18 protein-coding genes and 1 pseudogene are annotated in these 18,471 nt (G+C 65.0%); 3 read left to right on the top strand and 16 right to left on the bottom strand.

Translation table 11 applies throughout. The annotated features are described in order from the left end of the window. Window positions 1–177: 177 nt before the first annotated feature. The 7 genes and pseudogenes from nuoF to NT151_07045 all read right to left on the bottom strand — a co-directional run bounded on the left by nuoF (window position 178) and on the right by NT151_07045 (window position 5,406). Window positions 178–1,470: an NADH-quinone oxidoreductase subunit NuoF gene (nuoF, locus tag NT151_07075; protein ID MCX6538676.1), complete on the bottom strand. Its 1,293-nt coding sequence runs from the start codon at window positions 1,468–1,470 to the stop codon at window positions 178–180. Between the two features lie 167 nt (window positions 1,471–1,637). Further along, the gene (nuoE, locus tag NT151_07070) at window positions 1,638–2,240 is read right to left on the bottom strand and encodes an NADH-quinone oxidoreductase subunit NuoE (protein MCX6538675.1); all 603 of its coding nucleotides are present in this window, start codon (window positions 2,238–2,240) and stop codon (window positions 1,638–1,640) included. Further along, entirely contained in the window at window positions 2,237–3,418 is a 1,182-nt protein-coding gene (gene nuoD / locus NT151_07065; protein MCX6538674.1) for an NADH dehydrogenase (quinone) subunit D, read from the bottom strand. Before nuoD ends, nuoE begins: the two co-directional genes overlap by 4 nt. Further along, window positions 3,411–3,992 carry a D-sedoheptulose 7-phosphate isomerase gene (gene gmhA / locus NT151_07060; GenBank protein MCX6538673.1) on the bottom strand — a complete coding sequence of 194 codons (582 nt, stop codon included), beginning with the start codon at window positions 3,990–3,992 and terminating at the stop codon, window positions 3,411–3,413. Before gmhA ends, nuoD begins: the two co-directional genes overlap by 8 nt. Beyond that, window positions 3,992–4,543, bottom strand: a complete 552-nt coding sequence (locus NT151_07055; GenBank protein ID MCX6538672.1) for an NADH-quinone oxidoreductase subunit C — start codon at window positions 4,541–4,543, stop codon at window positions 3,992–3,994. Before NT151_07055 ends, gmhA begins: the two co-directional genes overlap by 1 nt. A 79-nt stretch (window positions 4,544–4,622) precedes the next feature. Further along, window positions 4,623–5,036 (bottom strand): annotated as a pseudogene (locus NT151_07050) (NADH-quinone oxidoreductase subunit B). A gap of 10 nt (window positions 5,037–5,046) precedes the next feature. Next, complete coding sequence (locus tag NT151_07045) at window positions 5,047–5,406, bottom strand: NADH-quinone oxidoreductase subunit A (GenBank protein ID MCX6538671.1); 360 nt, start codon at window positions 5,404–5,406, stop codon at window positions 5,047–5,049. A 70-nt stretch (window positions 5,407–5,476) separates the two neighbouring features. On the opposite strand from NT151_07045, the gene NT151_07040 reads away from it, so the two are divergent. Both NT151_07040 and NT151_07035 read left to right on the top strand, forming a co-directional pair. Continuing rightward, window positions 5,477–6,853: a glycosyltransferase family 4 protein gene (locus tag NT151_07040; GenBank protein ID MCX6538670.1), complete on the top strand. Its 1,377-nt coding sequence runs from the start codon at window positions 5,477–5,479 to the stop codon at window positions 6,851–6,853. A gap of 110 nt (window positions 6,854–6,963) precedes the next feature. Then, window positions 6,964–8,415, top strand: a complete 1,452-nt coding sequence (locus tag NT151_07035; protein MCX6538669.1) for a class I SAM-dependent methyltransferase — start codon at window positions 6,964–6,966, stop codon at window positions 8,413–8,415. Window position 8,416: 1 nt separating this feature from the next. On the opposite strand, the gene NT151_07030 is transcribed toward NT151_07035, so the two are convergent. Both NT151_07030 and gmd read right to left on the bottom strand, forming a co-directional pair. Next, window positions 8,417–9,715 carry a nucleotide sugar dehydrogenase gene (locus NT151_07030; GenBank protein MCX6538668.1) on the bottom strand — a complete coding sequence of 433 codons (1,299 nt, stop codon included), beginning with the start codon at window positions 9,713–9,715 and terminating at the stop codon, window positions 8,417–8,419. A gap of 105 nt (window positions 9,716–9,820) precedes the next feature. After that, window positions 9,821–10,804: a GDP-mannose 4,6-dehydratase gene (gene gmd / locus NT151_07025; protein ID MCX6538667.1), complete on the bottom strand. Its 984-nt coding sequence runs from the start codon at window positions 10,802–10,804 to the stop codon at window positions 9,821–9,823. A gap of 147 nt (window positions 10,805–10,951) precedes the next feature. Here gmd and NT151_07020 point away from each other — a divergent pair, with 147 nt between their 5' ends. Then, window positions 10,952–12,052 carry an NAD(P)/FAD-dependent oxidoreductase gene (locus NT151_07020; protein MCX6538666.1) on the top strand — a complete coding sequence of 367 codons (1,101 nt, stop codon included), beginning with the start codon at window positions 10,952–10,954 and terminating at the stop codon, window positions 12,050–12,052. Window positions 12,053–12,120: 68 nt separating this feature from the next. On the opposite strand, the gene rfbD is transcribed toward NT151_07020, so the two are convergent. From rfbD to ricT, 7 genes are all read right to left on the bottom strand, one after another. Next, window positions 12,121–12,981 carry a dTDP-4-dehydrorhamnose reductase gene (rfbD, locus tag NT151_07015; GenBank protein ID MCX6538665.1) on the bottom strand — a complete coding sequence of 287 codons (861 nt, stop codon included), beginning with the start codon at window positions 12,979–12,981 and terminating at the stop codon, window positions 12,121–12,123. Beyond that, on the bottom strand, window positions 12,981–14,246 hold the full coding sequence (locus NT151_07010) for a cation:dicarboxylase symporter family transporter (GenBank protein MCX6538664.1): 1,266 nt from the start codon (window positions 14,244–14,246) through the stop codon (window positions 12,981–12,983). Before NT151_07010 ends, rfbD begins: the two co-directional genes overlap by 1 nt. A gap of 98 nt (window positions 14,247–14,344) precedes the next feature. Beyond that, complete coding sequence (locus tag NT151_07005; GenBank protein ID MCX6538663.1) at window positions 14,345–15,502, bottom strand: DegT/DnrJ/EryC1/StrS family aminotransferase; 1,158 nt, start codon at window positions 15,500–15,502, stop codon at window positions 14,345–14,347. A 16-nt stretch (window positions 15,503–15,518) separates the two neighbouring features. Next, entirely contained in the window at window positions 15,519–16,085 is a 567-nt protein-coding gene (locus tag NT151_07000; protein ID MCX6538662.1) for a hypothetical protein, read from the bottom strand. Between the two features lie 210 nt (window positions 16,086–16,295). Further along, window positions 16,296–16,790, bottom strand: coding sequence for an SsrA-binding protein SmpB (gene smpB / locus NT151_06995; protein MCX6538661.1), 495 nt, complete (start codon window positions 16,788–16,790; stop codon window positions 16,296–16,298). Continuing rightward, window positions 16,787–17,692: a 4-hydroxythreonine-4-phosphate dehydrogenase PdxA gene (gene pdxA, locus NT151_06990; GenBank protein MCX6538660.1), complete on the bottom strand. Its 906-nt coding sequence runs from the start codon at window positions 17,690–17,692 to the stop codon at window positions 16,787–16,789. The genes smpB and pdxA overlap by 4 nt, the downstream gene beginning before the upstream one ends. Next, a complete protein-coding gene (gene ricT, locus NT151_06985; protein ID MCX6538659.1) occupies window positions 17,689–18,453 on the bottom strand; it encodes a regulatory iron-sulfur-containing complex subunit RicT in 765 nt (254 codons plus the stop codon). Before ricT ends, pdxA begins: the two co-directional genes overlap by 4 nt. Between the last annotated feature and the right edge of the window lie 18 nt (window positions 18,454–18,471).

Raw genomic sequence — 18,471 nt, 5'->3', positions numbered from 1 at the left:
TCCGATAGCTCCCCACCCCGCCTCGCGGCGGCGCAGTAATCGTCGGCTTCAGGCCGGAGAGCGTTTGCCTGGAGAGGACTTGCACCTCTCGGGTCATGGCACACTTACAGGCGCACGGATCGCCACGCTCCAGCGTGGCCCCCGGCGCACAGAAATCATTCCCGAAGCGATTTCTGCTCAGTGTCCCCCACCCCCACACCGCCACTCCGCCGGCAGTGGACACCGCCCCTCGCGGATGTGCGCCTCGTACTCATGGCGGAAATGCTGGAGCGTGCTCAGCACCGGCGCCACCTCGGCATCGCCGAACGGGCACAGCGTCTTGCCCGTGATGTTGTTGGCCACGCTCTCAAGCAACTTGAGGTCGCGCATCTCGCCTTCGCCCCGCTCGATCTTGAGCAGGATCTTCAGCATCCAGTCGGCGCCTTCCCGGCACGGCGTGCACTTGCCGCACGACTCGTGGCGGTAGAAGTGGATGAGATTGGCTGCCGCCCACACCATGCAGGTGGTGTCGTCCATCACGATCATCGCCGCCGATCCCAGCATCGATCCGGCCTTCGCGATGCCGTCGTAGCTGGCCTCGCAGTCGATCGCGTTGGGGAGCATCACCGGCGTGGACGACCCGCCCGGAATCACCGCCTTCAGCGTTCGGCCCTTCCGGATGCCCCCGGCATAGTCATTGATTAACTGCCGGACCGTCGTCCTCATGGTCGCTTCGTAAACGCCGGGGCGTTCCACGTGCCCACTGATGCAGTACAGTTTCGGCCCGCCATTCTTGTCGGGACCAAGCGCGGCGAACCACTCCGGCCCCTTCGTGATGATGGCCGGCACGTTGGCCAGCGTCTCGACGTTGTTGATGACGGTCGGGCAGCCGTAGAGACCCACCACCGCCGGGAATGGCGGCCGCAGGCGCGGCTGAGCGCGTTTGCCTTCGAGCGACTCGAGCAGCGCCGACTCCTCGCCGGCCTCGTACGCGCCGGCGCCACGGTGCACGAAGATGTCGCAGTCGAATCCGCTGCCGAAGATGTTCTGTCCCAGATAGCCGCGCGCCCTGGCTTCGGCGATCGCCGATTCGAGCACGTCGGCCACGTGGTGGAACTCGCCGCGGATGTAGATGTACGACACCTTGGCGCCGATGGCGAAGCAACTGATGGCGCAGCCCTCGAGCACCAGATGCGGATTGCGCTCCATCAGCACGTGATCCTTGAACGTGCCGGGCTCGCTCTCGTCCGCATTGCAGCACACGTACTTGGGCTTCGGGGAATCTTTCGGCACGAAGCCCCACTTCATGCCGGCCGGAAAGCCTGCGCCACCGCGACCGCGCACACCCGAGGCCTTCACGGTCTCGATGACCTGGGCCGGCGCCATGGTGAGCGCCTTGCGCAAGCCTTCGTAGGCCCCGTGCCCAAGCGCCACGTCGAGCGTGAAGCTGTTCGGTTCGCGGACGAAACTGGTGAGGACTGGTTCAAACATACACACGATTAACCGATTCGCCGGGTCTGACCGCCTCCACCAAGGTTACGGCGGTCCGCCGAAGCTTTACGCGAAGGCGGAAGCCCGCCCCTACGAGTCCCTCCCGATTCCCGATTCCCGAACCCCGAATCCCGAATCCCGAATCCCGTCCGACTGCTGTCTACCGACTACTTCTTCTCGACGCACAAGTGGCATCCGCTGACCGCGTCTGGCCCCTTCGCGCGGAGATCGTCGACCAGTTTGGCCGCATCGCCGGGCTTGAGGCATTCGTGCCAGTGGTCGTTCACCATCACAACCGGGGCCCGATCGCAGGCGCCGAGACACTCCACTTCCATTAGCGTGAACATGCCTGTCGGATCGGTCTCGCCGGGCTTGATACCGAGCTTGGCCGACAGCGCCTCGGTCACGCGCTCCGCGCCATTAAGCGCGCACGAGAGCGTGCGGCACACCTGGAGTACGTACTTGCCGACCGGCTGCGAGTAGAACATCGCGTAGTACGACACGACGTCCTCGACCTCGGCCGGTGTGACGCCAATCTCCTCAGCCACGTGCTCCATCGCGTGCCCGGAGATGTACCCCTGCTGGCGCTGCACCAGGTATAGCGCGGGCAGCAACGCGGACCTGCGCCGCTCCGGCGGATACCGCCTGGCAATCTCCTCGAGGCGCGCCCGGTTCTCTGGCGTGAAGGCGAAGGGCTCACCCTGTTCGGGCAGACGGCGCTCCGACTTGTGAAGCCCCGTGTCGTACGGCATGTTGGGGTGAAAAGTCACCGGTCCGCGTCCCCCATGACGACGTCGCTCGATCCAATCACGGCGACGACGTCGGCAATCAGCCCGCCTTTGGCCATCGCCTCAATCGCTTGACAGGCCATCAGCGACGGCGACCTCATCTTGACGCGCCACGGCCGGTTGCCGCCATCCGACACGACGTGGCACCCGTGTTCGCCGCGCGGTCCCTCCACCGGCACGTACGCTTCGCCGGCAGGCACCGTGAAGCCCTGCGAGTAGATCAGGAAGTGCTGAATGAGCGCTTCCATCTCGGCGTAGACCTTGTCCTTGGTCGGCGGCACCACGCGCGGGTCGTCGGCCGCGAACGCGCCGCGCGGACTGATGCGGTCAAGCGCCTGCTTGCAGATCCGCACGCTCTGCCGCATTTCGTCGACGCGAATCAGGTAGCGGTCGAACACGTCGCCCTTCGCGCCGATCGGTACATCGAACTCGAACGTCTCGTACCCGGAATACGGGAAGGCCTTCCGCACATCGTAGGTGTCGCCGGACCCGCGCGCCATGGGGCCCACCAGCCCCCAGGCGAGGGCATCAGCCCGCGAGAGTATGCCGATGCCGCGCGTGCGATTGACGAAGATCTGGTTCTTGGTGAGCAGGTCCTCGTACTCGTCAATTTTGCCAGGCATCAGGTCGAGGATGTTTCGCACGGCCTCGTGGAACCCGCCCGTCAGATCCTCCCGCAAGCCGCCCACGCGGATGTAGCTCGGGAACATCCGGAAGCCGGCAATCAACTCGTTGACGTTGAGGATGAGTTCGCGCTCACGGAATGTGTAGAGCATCACCGTGAAGGCGCCCAGATCCATCACGTGCGTGCCGAGCCAGACCAGATGGCTGTTGATGCGCTGCAGTTCAACCAGCAGAACACGGATCCACTTCACCCGATCCGGCACATCGAGGCCGAGCAGTTTCTCGACCGCCAGCACGTAGCTCAACGTGTTCGAGTGGGAACTCAGGTAGTCCATCCGCTCGACCAGCGGCACCACCTGTTGCCACTTCTTCTGCTCGATCGTCTTCTCGATGCCGGTGTGCAGGTAGCCGATCGTCGGCATCACCGAGAGCACCGTCTCGCCGTCGAGCTCCAGCACCAGGCGCAGCACGCCGTGCGTGCTGGGGTGCTGCGGCCCCATGTTGACGGTCAGCACTTCGGTGCGAAGGTCAGGCATACAACTCCCGTTCGATGAGCTCGCACATCGCGTGCATCAGCGTCCGGTGCACTTCCTGCACGCGCGCGGTCGACGGCGACGGCACGTTGACGTGGATGTCGGCGGCCGCACCAACCAGGCCGCCGTCACGGCCGGTGAGCGCGACGGTGGTGAGGCCGCCCGCCTTCGCCACGCCAAACGCCTCCAGCACATTGCGCGATCCGCCGCTGGTCGAGATGCCCAGCAGGACGTCTCCGGCGCGGCCGATGGCCTCGACCTGCCGCGCAAACACCCGATCGTAGGCGTAGTCGTTGCCGATCGCGGTCAGGATGCTCGTATCCGTGGTCAGCGCGATCGAGGGCAACGCGCGCCGCTCCCGCTCGAAGCGCCCCACCAACTCAGCCGCAAAATGCTGGGAGTCGGAGGCGCTGCCGCCATTGCCACACACCAGGATCTTCCCGCCGCTGCGCAGCGACGCCACCATCAGTTCGGTGGCCGCCACCGTCGCGTCGACAGACGAGGTCTGCGCCTGCTCGTGCAGGCGGACAGCTGCAGCAAGCGTGCGCAAGACGACCTCGGCGAAGTCGCTGGCCATCAGGCGTCGCCCTTTCGAATCTGCCGGTCGTTCCGGATGTTGGCGCGAAACTGCTCCTCGGTCATCTGGAGTGGCTCGTGCACCTTGACCGGGGCGTCGATCTGCACCGGATAGTCCTTGCGAAGCGGATGCCCTGTCCAGTCCTCGGGTGTGAGCAACCGCCGCAGGTCCGGGTGGCCGTCAAACGTCACGCCCAGCAGATCCCACACCTCACGCTCCAGAAACCCCGCGGCAGGCCAGACGCCAACCACCGACCGAATCCGCGGCGAGTCGCCGTCCACCTGCACCTTGACGCGCAGCCTCGCCACAACACTCGTCGCCACCAGGCTGTAGTTGATATCGAATCTGGGCACTCTCGGCATCATGTCGACGCCGACGATGTCGACCAGGGCGGTGAAGCGGAGGTCGGGTTCGTCACGCAGAGCGGTGCACACGGCGACGAGAGACTCGGCGCCGACCAGCACCGTCGGCTGATCGATGGCGGGCACGGCCTCGACGCGGGCGCCGGGCACAAGAGTTTCCAGGGCAGCGACAATCGCGCGTGAATCCATGGATCTGACGAAACTATCCGCGGGGGTATTCAAACGCCCGCTGTTGGTCAATCTTCCGTTGCAGCGAGATGATGCCATACAGTAACGCTTCCGGCCGTGGGGGACAGCCGGGCACGAACACGTCGACCGGCACCACGCGATCGACACCCTGGACGATGGCGTAGTTGTCGAACACGCCACCGCAGGACGCGCAGGCGCCCATCGAGATCACCCACTTCGGCTCGGGCATCTGGTCGTAGATGCGCCGCAACGGCGGCGCCATCTTCCGCGACAGCCGGCCGGCCACGATCATCAGATCCGCCTGGCGCGGCGATGCCCGGAACACTTCGGCCCCGAATCTGGCAAGGTCGTAGCGTGACGCGCCCATCGACATCATCTCGATGGCGCAACACGCCAGGCCAAACGTCACCGGCCACACCGACGACCGGCGCGCCCACTGCGCCATCTTCTCGACGGTCGTCGTCAGAACCGGAATCTCGATCATAGGTGCCATCGCCTTAGTGTCAGGGCTTGTCCCATTTCAAGGCGCCCTTCTTCCACACGTACGTATAGCCGGCTACGAGGATCGCGAAAAACACCAGCACCTGGATAAACCCCATCCAGCGCAAATCGCGCAGGGCCATGGCCCAGGGATACAGGAAGGCGACTTCGATGTCGAACAGCAGGAAGATCATCGCCACGAGGTAGAACTTCACCGAATGGCGCTCACGCGCGTCGCCAACCGGCGGCATCCCGCACTCGTACGGCGCTTCCTTCTCGGCCGTCGGATTCCGCGGCCCGAGCAGCCTTGCCATGATGATCGACCCCAGGGCGAACGCCACGCCCAGGAGAGCCAGAAGGACAATCGACAGCCAGCCCTGCATAAGTCGCACTCATGCTATCGGACGAAGGGGAGCATGGGCAAGTCAAACTCGTGCTACGGTGATTAGGCGTATGCGCGTTGCGTGGTTCAGCCCTCTGCCGCCGGATCGGTCGGGAATTGCGGCCTACTGCGCGGAGCTTCTCCCGCAGTTGGCATCCCGGCACGAGATCGAGGCGTTTGTCGACGATGGAGACGGCCGCCCTGGCGCCGCCCGAGTCGAACCCATCGCTGGTGTGCGCGTGCGCGGCGCGCACGACTTCCCCTGGCGATATACCACACAAGGATTCGATGTCTGCGTGTACCAGTTGGGCAATGAGCTGTGTCACGACTACATCTGGCCGTACATGGTGCGATACCCGGGGCTGGTCGTCATCCACGACGGACAACTGCACCATGCGCGGGCCGCAGGCCTGATTGGGCGGGGACGCCTCAACGAGTATCGCGCGGAGTTTTCGTACTGTCATCCCCGTGCCCCGCGTGCGCTGCACGAGGTGGTGATTTCCGGATTGGGAGACGCCGTCCGTTCGCTGTACTACGACCACCCGATGGTAAGAATTCCGGTCGAGGCAGGCCGGGTGGTGGCGGTTCACAATCGCCTCTTGGCCGAGGAACTGTCCGAGGTGGTTGCAGGCGCGAAGGTCATCCCGATTCGCCAGGGCGTTCGGGATCTGACGACCGGCGAGACCGGGCACTCCGAGGCCCTGCGGGCCATGCTGGGTATTCCGGAGCAGGCCGTGGTGTTTGTGGCGTTCGGTCGGGCGACGCCTGAAAAGCGGCTGTCGGCTGTCGTGAAAGCGCTGGGCCAGATCAAGGTGTCTGGGCTTGTCCCGGAACCCTGGCTGCTGTGCGTGGGCGGGACGGCCGACTACTACGACGTTCGCCGTGATGCGGCGTCGTCGCACGTCGCCGACCGCGTCGTGGTCACCGGCTACGTGCCAGACGGAGAACTGGGCCGGTATCTGGCGCTCGCCGATGCGTGTCTTTGCCTGCGCTGGCCGACGGGCCGGGAAACGTCCGCCTCCTGGCTCCGCTGTCTGGCGGCTGGCAAGCCCACGGTCATCAGCGAGCTGGCGCACCTGACAGAGGTACCCGTGATCGACCCACGGTCGATGGCCACTCTGGCGGTTGGCGACCGGCCGCCCGCGGACCGCGAACCGATTGCGCTCATCGTCGAGTTGACCGACGAGGTGCAGATGCTGAAGCTCGCGATCCGCCGGCTGGCCGAAAGCCGCCAGCTTCGCGAGCAGCTCGGCAGTGCCGCGAGGCGGTATTGGAGCCGGCACGCGACGATCGAGATCATGGCGCAGGACTATGAGGCATTGCTAGAGCGCACGCGGACGTCCGAGCCCAATCCGCACCCGCGGTGGCCGGCGCACCTGGTCGTGGATGGCACCAAACAGGCGCGGGCGATTGCCAGTCACATGGGTGTCAAGCTGGACTGGCTGTAGAGTGAGGCAGACAGGTCGGCTGCGGCCATCCGACTCGATGGCGCACCGCCGGTCGGGACGCCACGGCGGACAACCCGGCGAACTGGGCGATAGGACGCGAGGAGTGGACTGTGTCTGAGGATCTGAAACACCCGGACGAAGCCAGCCGACTGACGGCGGAACGCGAGCAGGCCGACCGTCGGTACCGGAACGCCCTCGAGGCGGTCGATCGTGCGATCCCGAAGTTCGAGCCGATCCACCCGACGGCCACCCGTGGCGAGGGTCACGGGTCGGCCTCGCTGGCCCCGATCTGGGAGATCATGCAGGAATCCGCGGGGCCGTCGCTTGTCGGGCGCGTCCTGGCTTTCGGCCGGAAGCTACTCCGCACACCGTTCTCCGGCGTGCTGCGGCGTCAGCAGACGTTCAACGGGACGGTCGTGTCGTACGCCGCGTCGATTGAGGTCCAATTGGGCGAGCAGATGCAGGCCCTCGCCCGATTCCACCACTACGTGATCCAGTACATGCAGCAGGTCAGTCCGCTGATCGAGACGAATTACCGGCATCAGATGATGGTCGGCTCGGGGCTGGCGGCGTACCTCGACGAAGTCAATGCCGTGTACGCGCTCCGCTGGGAGGCCACCCAGGCGCGGGAGCGACGGATGGTGGCGGCGCTCGACGAAATCCGCGCCAGCATAGCGGGCGAAATCCAGACGAGCATTGCCATCGTCAACCAGACAGGCGCGACGCTCAAGCGCGAACTCGAGCGGCTGCTGGCGGCTGCCCCGGCGCCGATGGCGCACGCGACGACTGGCGCTGGAGTCGCGGCTGACCGGACCGATCGAGCGGAGCCTGGCGTCCGCTCGGCGGCAAGCCCGGATGCGGTCAACGCGTACAAGTACGTCGGCTTCGAGGATAAGTTCAGGGGATCGGAAAGCGACATCAGCGAACGGCTCGCGACCTACCTGCCGCTGTTCGAGGGCGCGTCCGACGTCCTGGATCTCGGCTGCGGCCGCGGGGAGTTCCTGGCGACTCTGCGTGACCACGGCATCAGCGGACGTGGTCTCGACATCAATCACGAAATGGTCGAACTGTGTCACAGTCGGGGCCTCACTGTGGATGAAGGCGACGCGCTGTCGTATCTCGAGCGCCTGCCGGATGGCTCACTGGGGGGATTGTTCGCCGCGCAGGTCGTAGAACACTTTCAACCCGGCTACCTGATGCGCCTGCTGGACGTGGCTTACCACGCGCTGAGGCCCGGCTCCCGGCTCGTACTCGAGACGCTCAATCCGGCATGCTGGTCGGCGTTTTTCGACAGCTACATCCGCGACGTGACGCATGCCTGGCCGCTCCACCCCGATACGCTCAGCTTCCTGGTGACGGCCGCGGGGTTTCAGCGCATCGAGGTCCGGTACATGGCGCCGTATTCCCCGGACCACAAAATGCAGCGGATGTCGGTCGGGCGCGACACCGCCCTGACGCCGGCGGAAGTGTCCATGATGGAAACGTTCAACACCAACGTCGATCGCCTGAACGGACAACTGTTCAGCAATCGTGACTATGCGGTGATCGCCGAGCGCCTGTAGGCTACAGCCTGTGGATGTGCGCGCCCTGGTACTTCCGGAGGGCGTTGCGCGTGTCCAGGATGAGCGACGCCTTGCCGACCAGCGCGTCGTAGTCGAATGCGTCGTGGTCGGTCGTGACCACGACACAATCGGGCGACGCGGCCAGCGCATCGGCCTCCGAAATCGCGTGCTGCTCGCCATGGCCGTCGAGACGGAAGCTTGGCACGTGCGGATCGCTGTACGTGACGGTGGCGCCACGCCGCAGCAGATGCTCGATCACGTCCAACGCCGGCGATTCACGCATGTCGCCGACGTTCTTCTTGTAGGCCACCCCGTAGATGTGGACGCGAGACCCGTTCACAGCCTTCCGGACGGTGTTGAGCGCGTCCGCCACGCGTGACACTACCCATGCGGGCATCGAGGCGTTGACCTGGCCGGCCAACTCGATGAATCGTGCCTCGAAGCCGCTCTGCTTGGCCTTCCACGAGAGATAGAACGGGTCGATCGGGATGCAGTGGCCGCCCAGTCCCGGTCCGGGGTAGAACGCCATGAAACCGAATGGCTTGGTTTTCGCGGCGTCGATCACTTCCCAGACGTCGATCCCCATCCGGTGGCACATCAAGGCCAGTTCGTTCACCATCCCGATGTTGACCGCGCGGAACGTGTTCTCCAGCAGCTTGGCCATCTCCGCGACGACGGTCGAACTGACCGGCACCGTCCTGGTGACAACCTGTCCGTACAGCGCGCACGCCAGGTCGGTGCTCGTCTTGTCAATCCCACCGACGACCTTCGGGATGTCCTTCGTGAGGTACACCGGATTGGCCGGGTCCACGCGTTCGGGCGAGAACACGAGATAGAAATCGACGCCGGCACGAAGCCCGGTCTCCTCGAGCATCGGCTTGACCAGCTCGTCGGTCGTTCCGGGGTAGGTGGTCGACTCCAGGCAGACCATCTGTCCTTTGCGGAGGTGCTTCTTCACGGCCTCGACCGCCTGCACGACATACGACATGTCGGGGTCTTTGGTCTTGCGAAGCGGTGTCGGCACGGCGATGTCGATGGCGTCCATCTCCGCCAGCGCCGACATGTCGGTGGTCGCCCTGAATCGTCCGCTGCGGACAATTTCGGCCAGCTCCGCCGTTGACACGTCCGGGATGTAGCTTCGGCCCGCGTTCAGTTCGCTGACCTTCCGTTCGTCGACGTCGAAACCCGTTACCGGGAACCCGGCCTTGGCCAGCTCCGCCGCAAGCGGCAACCCGACGTACCCGAGACCGATGATGCCAACCTTGCACGTCTTGTTCTGGATGCGTTCAGACAGATTCATGGACACCCTCATCAACCAGGTAGGAGACAATCCGCGTGCGGCATCACCATCGCGGGCTGGAGAAAGCCGGTTGCCTCGACGCGCGATTTCCGCGCCGCGAAGACTTCAGGAAGCCGTCGCGGGCTTCCAGTTGGCCAGACGCTTCAAGTCCGCGTCCACCATCATGTTAATCAGGCCGTTGAAATCAACGGACGGCTCCCACCCGAGGATCTTGCGCGCCTTGTCGGAGCTGCCGATCAGATGATCGACTTCGGCCGGTCGAAGCAGGGTCGGATCGACTTCCACGTACTTCTTCCACTCGAGCCCCGCGTGCGCAAAGGCCACCTGCACCAGGTCCCTGACCGAATGGCTGACACCGGTCGCCACCACGTAGTCATCGGGAGTCGGCTGCTGCAGCATCAGCCACATCGCGCGGACGTAATCGCCGGCGAATCCCCAGTCGCGGTGGGCGTCAAGATTGCCGAGGCGCAACTTGTCGGCCAGCCCGAGCTTGATCCGCGCCACACCATCGGTCACCTTCCGCGTCACAAACTCGAGTCCCCGGCGGGGCGACTCGTGGTTGAACAGAATCCCCGAGCACGCGAACAGCCCGTAGCTCTCGCGGTAGTTCACGGTGATGTAGTGCCCGAAGACCTTCGACACGCCGTACGGACTGCGCGGGTAGAACGGGGTCATCTCGGTCTGCGGCACCTCGCGGACCTTGCCGAACATCTCGCTCGACGACGCCTGGTACAGTTTGATCTTCGGGTTGACCATGCGAATCGCCTCGAGCACGCGCGTCACACCCTGGGCATTGAACTCGCCGGTCAGGAATGGCTGGTCCCACGAGGCGGGCACAAACGACATCGCCGCCAGATTGTAGAGCTCGTCGGGCTGAACATCTTCAATCGCTCGCACGAGCGACAGTTGGTCCAGCAGATCGGCAGGCCGAAGCGTGACGCGATCAAGCAGGTGTTCGATCCGGCCAAAGTTCTGGTAACTCAGCCGGCGGATGATGCCGGTGACCTCGTAGCCCTTTTCGAGCAGCAGTTCGGCCAGGTACGACCCGTCCTGCCCCGTGATACCAGTGATGATCGCTCGCTTCGCCATACATGTCTCCCCTGCCATAAATGCGGCATCTGATCTTATGAGCTTCGCGCCGCGCGACGCAAGGACAGGGGCGGGGGCGACGAGAAACTCGCTTCATTCGGTAAGATGAGGCCCATAGAAGATGTCTGGTGTCGGCTGAGGAGTCCAATGGAGTCGATCGACGTTGTCGTCATAGGTGGAGGGGTCACAGGCCTGGCGTCAGCTTCGGCGCTGGCGCGGGCCGGGCTGGGAGTGTGTGTGCTCGAGCGGCACCCCAGGTTCGGCATGGACACCAGTACTCACAATAGCGGAGTGATTCACGCAGGGATCTACTATCCCGCCGACTCGCTGAAGGCCAGACTGTGTGTCGAGGGCGCGCGGCTGCTGTACGCGTTTTGCGAACAGCATCGCGTGCCGCACGCCCGGTGCGGCAAGCTCATCGTGGCGCTGGACGCGGCGGAAGCGGACGCGCTGCAGGCCCTCAAGCAGCGGGGCGATGCCAACCTGGTCGAGGGACTGACGCTGGTCGACCGGGATTTCATCCGTCGCGTTGAACCGCACGCCGCCGGTGTGGCAGCCGTCTACTCGCCGACGACCGGCATTGTGGAGCCGGAGGAGCTCGTGCAGGCGCTCGCCCGTGTCTGCGAAGATCACGGCGCCTATCTGCTGCCCGGAACGCGGTGCGCCGGCGCGGACCTCGCGCAGGACAGCATCATCCTCCACACCGAGCGCGAGCAGATTCGGGCGCGCGTCGTTGTCAACGCCGCCGGGCTCCATGCCGATGAGGTATCGGCCCAGCTCGGCGGCGAGACGTTCACGATCTATCCGTGCCGGGGAGAGTACGCCGAGATCGCGCCCTCCAGGTGCGATCTGGTCAACGCGCTGGTGTATCCACTGCCCCACGTGTCGGGTCATGGCCTGGGCGTGCATCTGACCAGGACGACGAGAGGCAGCGTACTCATCGGACCAACGATTCAGCACCAGCAGAGCAGGGACGACTACGAAAGCAGCCGCCTGGAACTGGCGGAGTTTCTCGAGCCGACTCGCCGGTTGCTGCCGGAGATTCAACTGGCCGATCTCCGTATGGGAGGGAGCGGCATCAGGCCGAATCTGAACGCGCCGGACGAGACGTTTGCCGACTTCCTGATCCGGCGCGATACCAGGAATCCGCGGCTGATTCAGGCAGCGGGCATCAGCTCGCCTGGTTTGACGGCGTGTCTGGCGGTGGGAAATCTCGTGACGGATCTCGTGCGCGAGGTGCTGGCGTAGGGCGCAATTCATCCGCCTTCGCTACCGCTTCGGCGGACCGCCGTAGCCTTGGCGGAGGTGGTTGCGCCCTACGATCGGCGCGCCCTGATGTGCCGGGCCAGTGCGTCCTGCCAGGTCGGCATCACGATGCCCAGACCGGTCAGCCGCGAGTTGTCGAGCGCGCAGAACTTCGGCCGCGGTGCGCGCAACGCCACGTCCTCGAGCGTGATCGGACGCAACCGGGGCGTCATACCCAGCAGCCGTCCCGCCTCGCGGGCCACATCCACCCAGCTGCAGGCTCCTGTATTGACACAGTGATAGACGCCCGCCGGGGCCTGCATCTCGAGGAGTCTGCGTGTGGCGGCGGCGATGTCGTGTACGTAGCTTGGCGACACGGTCCGGTCGGAAAACACCGGCACCTCGTCGCCGGCTTCGATCCCGCTGACAATGCGGTCGAGGCTGCTTCGCGCGGGACGACCGGCTGGCGGTGCGCCGAACAGGCTCTCGACGCGCAGTACGAATCCGCGCGTGGCCTCGAGGGCAAACCACTCACCGAGCAGTTTCGACGCCGAATAGACGCTCTGGGGATTGGTCCGGTCGTCTTCGACATAGGGCCGGGTGGTCGACCCGTCGAACACGAAGTCCGTGCTGTAGTGCACGAGGGTGGCCGGGAGCCGCTCCACCGCACGGGCGAGCGCCCTCACGCCGAACGCGTTAATCTCGAGCGCCCGCACGGCATGCGTTTGTGCGCGGTCCACGTCGTTCTCGCTGGCGCAGTTGATCACGATCGCGGGCGCCCGCGCGGCGATCACAGCCTCGACGGCGGACTCGTCAGTAATATCCAACTCGGCGCGCGTCAGCGCCACGACCTCGTGATCGGGGCCAAACGTCTGAATGATCGCCTGGGCGAGTTGACCAGCGGCGCCGGTGACCAGGACCGTTCGCCGCATCACACCGCCCGTTTCCCGGAGGCGAACTCCCGCATCTTTGCATCATCGAAGACGCCTTCCCATCGGGCCACGACGGCGGTGGCTATGCAGTTGCCCATCACGTTGACGCCCGTGCGGCCCATATCGAGAATCTGATCGATCGCCAGCAGAATCGCGGCACCTTCGAGCGGCAGCTTGAACTGCGACAGGGTCGCGGTCAGCACCACGAGCGCCGCCCGGGGCACTCCGGCCACGCCCTTGCTCGTCAGCATCAGCGTCACCATCATGATCAGCTGCTGGCCGAACGTCATCGGAATCCCGAATAACTGGGCCACGAACACGCTGGCCAGCGACAGGTAGAGCGTCGTGCCATCGAGATTGAAGCTGTACCCGGTCGGGAGCACCAGGCCGACGATGTTCTTGGGGCAGCCGAAGCACTCCATCACCTCGAGCGCCTTTGGCAGCGCGGCTTCGCTGCTGGCGGTCGTGAACGCGATGAGGAACGGCTCCCTCACGGCCCGCAGGAACAGGAAGAACGGCACGCGGATCAGGAACGACACGCCGCCAACGACGATGATCGCGAAGAGAAGGAGTCCGCCGTACATCAGCAGGACCAGCTTGCCGAGCGTGAGCAGAATGCCGATCCCCATCTTGCCGACGGTGGCGGCAATGGCCGCCATCACGCCAATCGGCGCGAACATCATCACGTAGCCGGTGAACTTGAACATCACCTGGGCCGTGCTCTCGAGAAAGTCGACCACCGGCTTGCCCTTCTTCCCGATCGCCGCGACGCCAATGCCGAAGAAGATGGAGAACACCACCAACTGGAGGATGTCCCCGCGCGCCATCGCGTCGAAGACCGACGTCGGGAACAGCGTCACGAGCATGTCCCATCCGCTGTGCGCCTTGGTTTCCTGCAGCGCCCGCAGCGTGTCAACGCCCATCGTCGCCACCTGCACGCCCGCGCCGGGCTGGAACAGGTTCACAAGGCCCAGACCGAGGAAGAGCGCAATGGTGGTCGCCACCTCGAAGTAGATGATCGCCTTGAGGCCAATCCGTCCCATGGCCTTCAGGTCGCCGGTTCCGGCGATTCCGACGACGAGCGTCGAGAACAGCAGGGGCGCGATGATCATCTTGATCATCCGCAGGAACGTGTCGGCGAGTGGTTTGATCTGCTCGGCGTATCCGGCGACATGCACGCCGTTGGCGTCAGACGAGGGCCAGAGGTAGCCAATCCCGACGCCCAGCACGAGGCCGATGAAGATCTGGGTGGTCACGCCCGGCATCCGACTGCGCGTGGCCGGCGGCGGTGTGGAGTGATCGGCGATGGCAACCTTCACGTGTTTGGCTCCTGTCTGGAAAGTCCGGGCGACGGGCGGGATCTTCAGCCGTGTCGACCAACGGCCTCGGCGACCACATCCACGACGTAGCGCTGCTGAGCCTCCGTCAACTCGCCGAAGACAGGCAACGCCAGCGTCTCGCGCGCAGCCGCTTCAGCGTGTGGGAACTGCCCCACGCGGTAGCCAAGGTAGGCGAAACACTCCAATTGGTGGAACGGCACCGGGTAGTAAATGGCGCAGCCAACACCGCGGGATTCGAGGTGAGCCTTGACGGCATCCCGATTCGACACGCGGATCACATACTGATTGAAGATGTGGTACCGATCGGCCAGCGCGACCGGCGTCGTCACGCGGTCCGTCAGCCCGCGTTCCCGGAACCACCCATCGTAGCGCGCGGCGTTTCGACGACGGCCTTCGGTCCAGCCGGCCAGGTGCGGCAACTTGACGCGGAGAATGGCCGCCTGGAGCGCGTCAATCCGGAAATTCCCGCCGATCGCGCGATGGTAGTACTGCTGGTCGGCGCCGTGCACGCGAAGTCGCCGGAGCAAAGCCGCCAGATCGTCGCTGCTGGTGGTCACCAGCCCGCCATCCCCGAACGCGCCCAGGTTCTTGCTTGGGAAGAACGAGAAACAGCCGATGAGGCCGAACCCGCCGACCGGTCGCCCCTTGTAGCGAGAGCCGATGGCCTGGGCCGCATCTTCGATGACCGGTACGCCGGCGCGGGTCGCGACGGCGAGGATGGCCTCGAGATCGGCGCTCTGGCCGTACAAGTGAACGGGGATGATGGCTTTCGTGCGCGGGGTGATGGCCGCCGCCAGCGCAGACGGGTCGATGTTGTAGGTGACCGGGTCGATGTCGACAAACACCGGCGTGGCGCCAAGCCTGGCCACGCAGCCGCCGGTGGCGAAAAACGAATACGTGCTGGTGACGACTTCATCGCCATGCCCGATGCCGAGCGCCATCATGGCCAGCAGCAACGCATCGGTGCCCGACGAGACGCCAATCGCGTGGGGCACCTCGAGCATCCGGGCCAACTCACGCTCGAACTGGTCGACCTCCGGCCCCATGATGAATCGCTGGCTGTCACACACACGCGTGACCGCCGCCAGGATCTGCTCCCGGAGCGGCCGATACTGTGCCTGCAAGTCCAGCATCGGCACCTGCATCGTGCCCGCGCCCCGGTCCGTTCCCACAATCGCCATCAACCCGCTCCCGTGACTATCGCCCCTTGATCTTCGGATCGCCCCACAGGCAGAAATCGTTTCGCGGGTCGCGGTTGTCTGGTGGTCCGGGATCCGTGCTCAGGACGATCTCGACCATCTGGCCTTCGTACGCCGACAGATCAATGGTGGCCGGGAGCCACTTGCGGTCGCGGTCACGCGTTTTCGGATTGATCGCTTCTTGGAGGTACTGTTCGTATGTCCGGCCGTCCGATACGCCAATCCGGAACTGGGCGCCATCGCCATCCGCGGTCCACGCGTCCTCGCGGAGGGCATAGAACACCTCAAGCACGCCGCGCCGCGGCACTTCAATCTTGAACTTGATGCGGGACATCGGCGGCGCGAAGATCGCCTTGTGCGTCTTGCCGGCAATCGTGACGTCTTTCACGCCAAACAGTGTCTCGGTCGTCTGCGTCCACGTGCTCCGCTTCTGTGTGTCACCCAACTGCGCGAGCAGGTCGATGGTCATGCCTTCCCCGCCGCGTCGCGAGTTCCAGATCGCGACGATCACGACCAGGACCGCCAGGACAATGACCCCGGCGACAAGCTTGGTATTCTTCAGCACGATGGAATTTCCTCCTCTGGTGCTTCGACTCGCACGTACCGTTGCGTATTCTAGCGAGGCGATTCGGTCAATTGTGCTCGCTCAGCACCAAGTCCTGAGTAAATGAATTCGTCGCCGAATTCATGAATCGAAGGACTTGGCCGAGCCTGCGTCTCGAAGCCTCAGCATGCTAGCATCCGGCCAGAGGTCGCCGCAATCGGCCTGCGCAGGCTAGCGTCCGTGCGATTTGATGGCCGCGCGCGATTCGCGGTCGATCTCCCGGCGCCTGATCGTCTCGCGCTTGTCGTGTGCCTGCTTGCCCTTCGCCAGGCTGATGGCCATCTTGACCCGGCCATCCTTGAAGTACATCCGGACCGGCACCAGCGTCATGCCCCGTTCGGTGGTCTTGCCGATGAGCTTGCGGATTTCGTGGCGGTGCAGCAGCAGCTTGCGCGGCCGCAGCGGCTCGTGATCGGCGTAGCCCCGGCTGCTGTACGACCCGATGTGCACGTTGTGCACGAACACCTCGCCATCGGTCACCCGCGCGTAGCTGTCGCGCAGGTTCACCCGACCCTCGCGGATGGCCTTCACCTCGGTGCCGACCAGCGCCACACCCGCCTCGAACGTCTCGAGCAGGTGATAGTCGTGGTGCGCTTTGCGATTGTCCGCAATGATGCGCTCCGCTTTCCGGCGCTCCTCCTTCTGGTGGTCGTCCCGGGCCGTCATGCGCCAGCTCCCGCACCGGTTGTCGGCGCCGCCTGGTGCCGGGCCAGTCGCGCGGCAAGCCGAATGGCTTCGACCAGGCTTCCATGATCGGCGACCCTCTTGCCCGCGATGTCGAACGCCGTCCCGTGATCGACCGACGTCCGGATAATCGGGAGGCCCAGCGTCACATTGACGGCCTTGCCAAACGCCAGCAGCTTGATCGGAATCAGTCCCTGGTCGTGGTAGCTCGCGACGACGACGTCGAACTCGCCCCGGGCGGCACGCACGAATAACGTGTCGGCCGGAAACGGTCCAGCCACGTCGATGTCATCGGTTCGGCACGCGGCGAGCGCGGGTTCGAACACCTCCCGCTCTTCTGATCCGAGTACGCCATGTTCTCCGGCGTGCGGATTGAGTCCGGCCACCGCCAGTCGCGGATGGGGAAATCCGAAACGCGGCATCTCGCGCGCGGTCAGTCGAATCACCTGCTCCAGTGACGCCCGCGTCAGCAGCCGCGGCACATCGGCCAGGGGCACGTGAATCGTCGCCAGCACCACGCGGAGCGCCTCGGCGTAGAACATCATCGCCACCGACGGCGCCCCGGTCAGGTGCGCCAGCAAGTCGGTATGACCACGCCAGGGAAGGCCGGCCAGCGCAAACGCCTCCTTGTTCACCGGTGCGGTGGCCACGGCCTGCACGCGTCCTGCCAGGGCATCGTTCACCGCCGCGATAATGGCGTCATACGCCGCACGGCCCGCCTCGGCCGAGAGCTGGCCTGGACGAAACCGGGCCAGATCTGCCGGGCCGTACACGACGGGCACACACACCTCAGTTACCCGCGAGTCGACGCGCGCGCTGGCCACAATCTCGGGACCGATGCCGGACGGATCGCCCACGGTGATGGCGATGCGGGGCAGGCTCATGGGTGGCGGCCCTGTCCGCATCCCCCGCCGCGAGCCCGCGAGCCCGATTCATCGACGCTATCGGCGAGGCTTTCGTCACTGTGGCTGGCTGGCGCCACCGCGCCGCCATTCAGTTCGTAGCGCAGGCAGCACTTCAGGCGCCCGCACAGTCCCGACAGTCGCGAGGGATTCAGCGCGAGATCCTGCTGCTTCGCCATCTTGATCGACACGGGATCGAACGAGTGCAGCCACGTGCTGCAGCACAGCGGGCGTCCGCACGTGCCGTAGCCGGTGAGCATCCGCGCCTCGTCCCGCACGCCAATCTGGCGCAGTTCAATCCGTGTCTTGAAGTCCGACGCCAACTCCCGCACGAGTTCCCGGAAGTCGACGCGTTCTTCAGCGGTGAAGAAGAAGATGAGCTTCGACCCGTCAAACGCCTGCTCGACCCGCGCCAGCTTCATCGCGAGTCCCCGCTCGCGGATCTTCATCACGCCGAGACGGAAGGCGTCCCGTTCCCGCTGTTCGTGGCGGTGCCTCATCGTCAGATCCTGCGCGCTGGCGCGCCGGATGACCTGCGGAAGACCGTCAGCCATCGGCTGTTTCGCCATGACCAGCAGGGGTCTGACCACGATGTGGCCAATGACAGGGCCGCCATCGAGATTGACGACGACCGCGTCGCCGTCCGCGAAAGGTGGGTTCGGATCAAACAGCACCGCCGCCCGGACCATCATGCCGCCGATGGTCTTGAGCATGATCGCGGCGCCGGGGAGTCCAGCGCTCATAGTCTTCTGCATCTATCG

Source organism: Acidobacteriota bacterium, assembly GCA_026393675.1.
In the GTDB taxonomy this organism is placed as follows: Bacteria; Acidobacteriota; Vicinamibacteria; order Vicinamibacterales; family JAKQTR01; genus JBAXOX01.
This window is presented reverse-complemented; position numbering and strand designations above follow the sequence as displayed.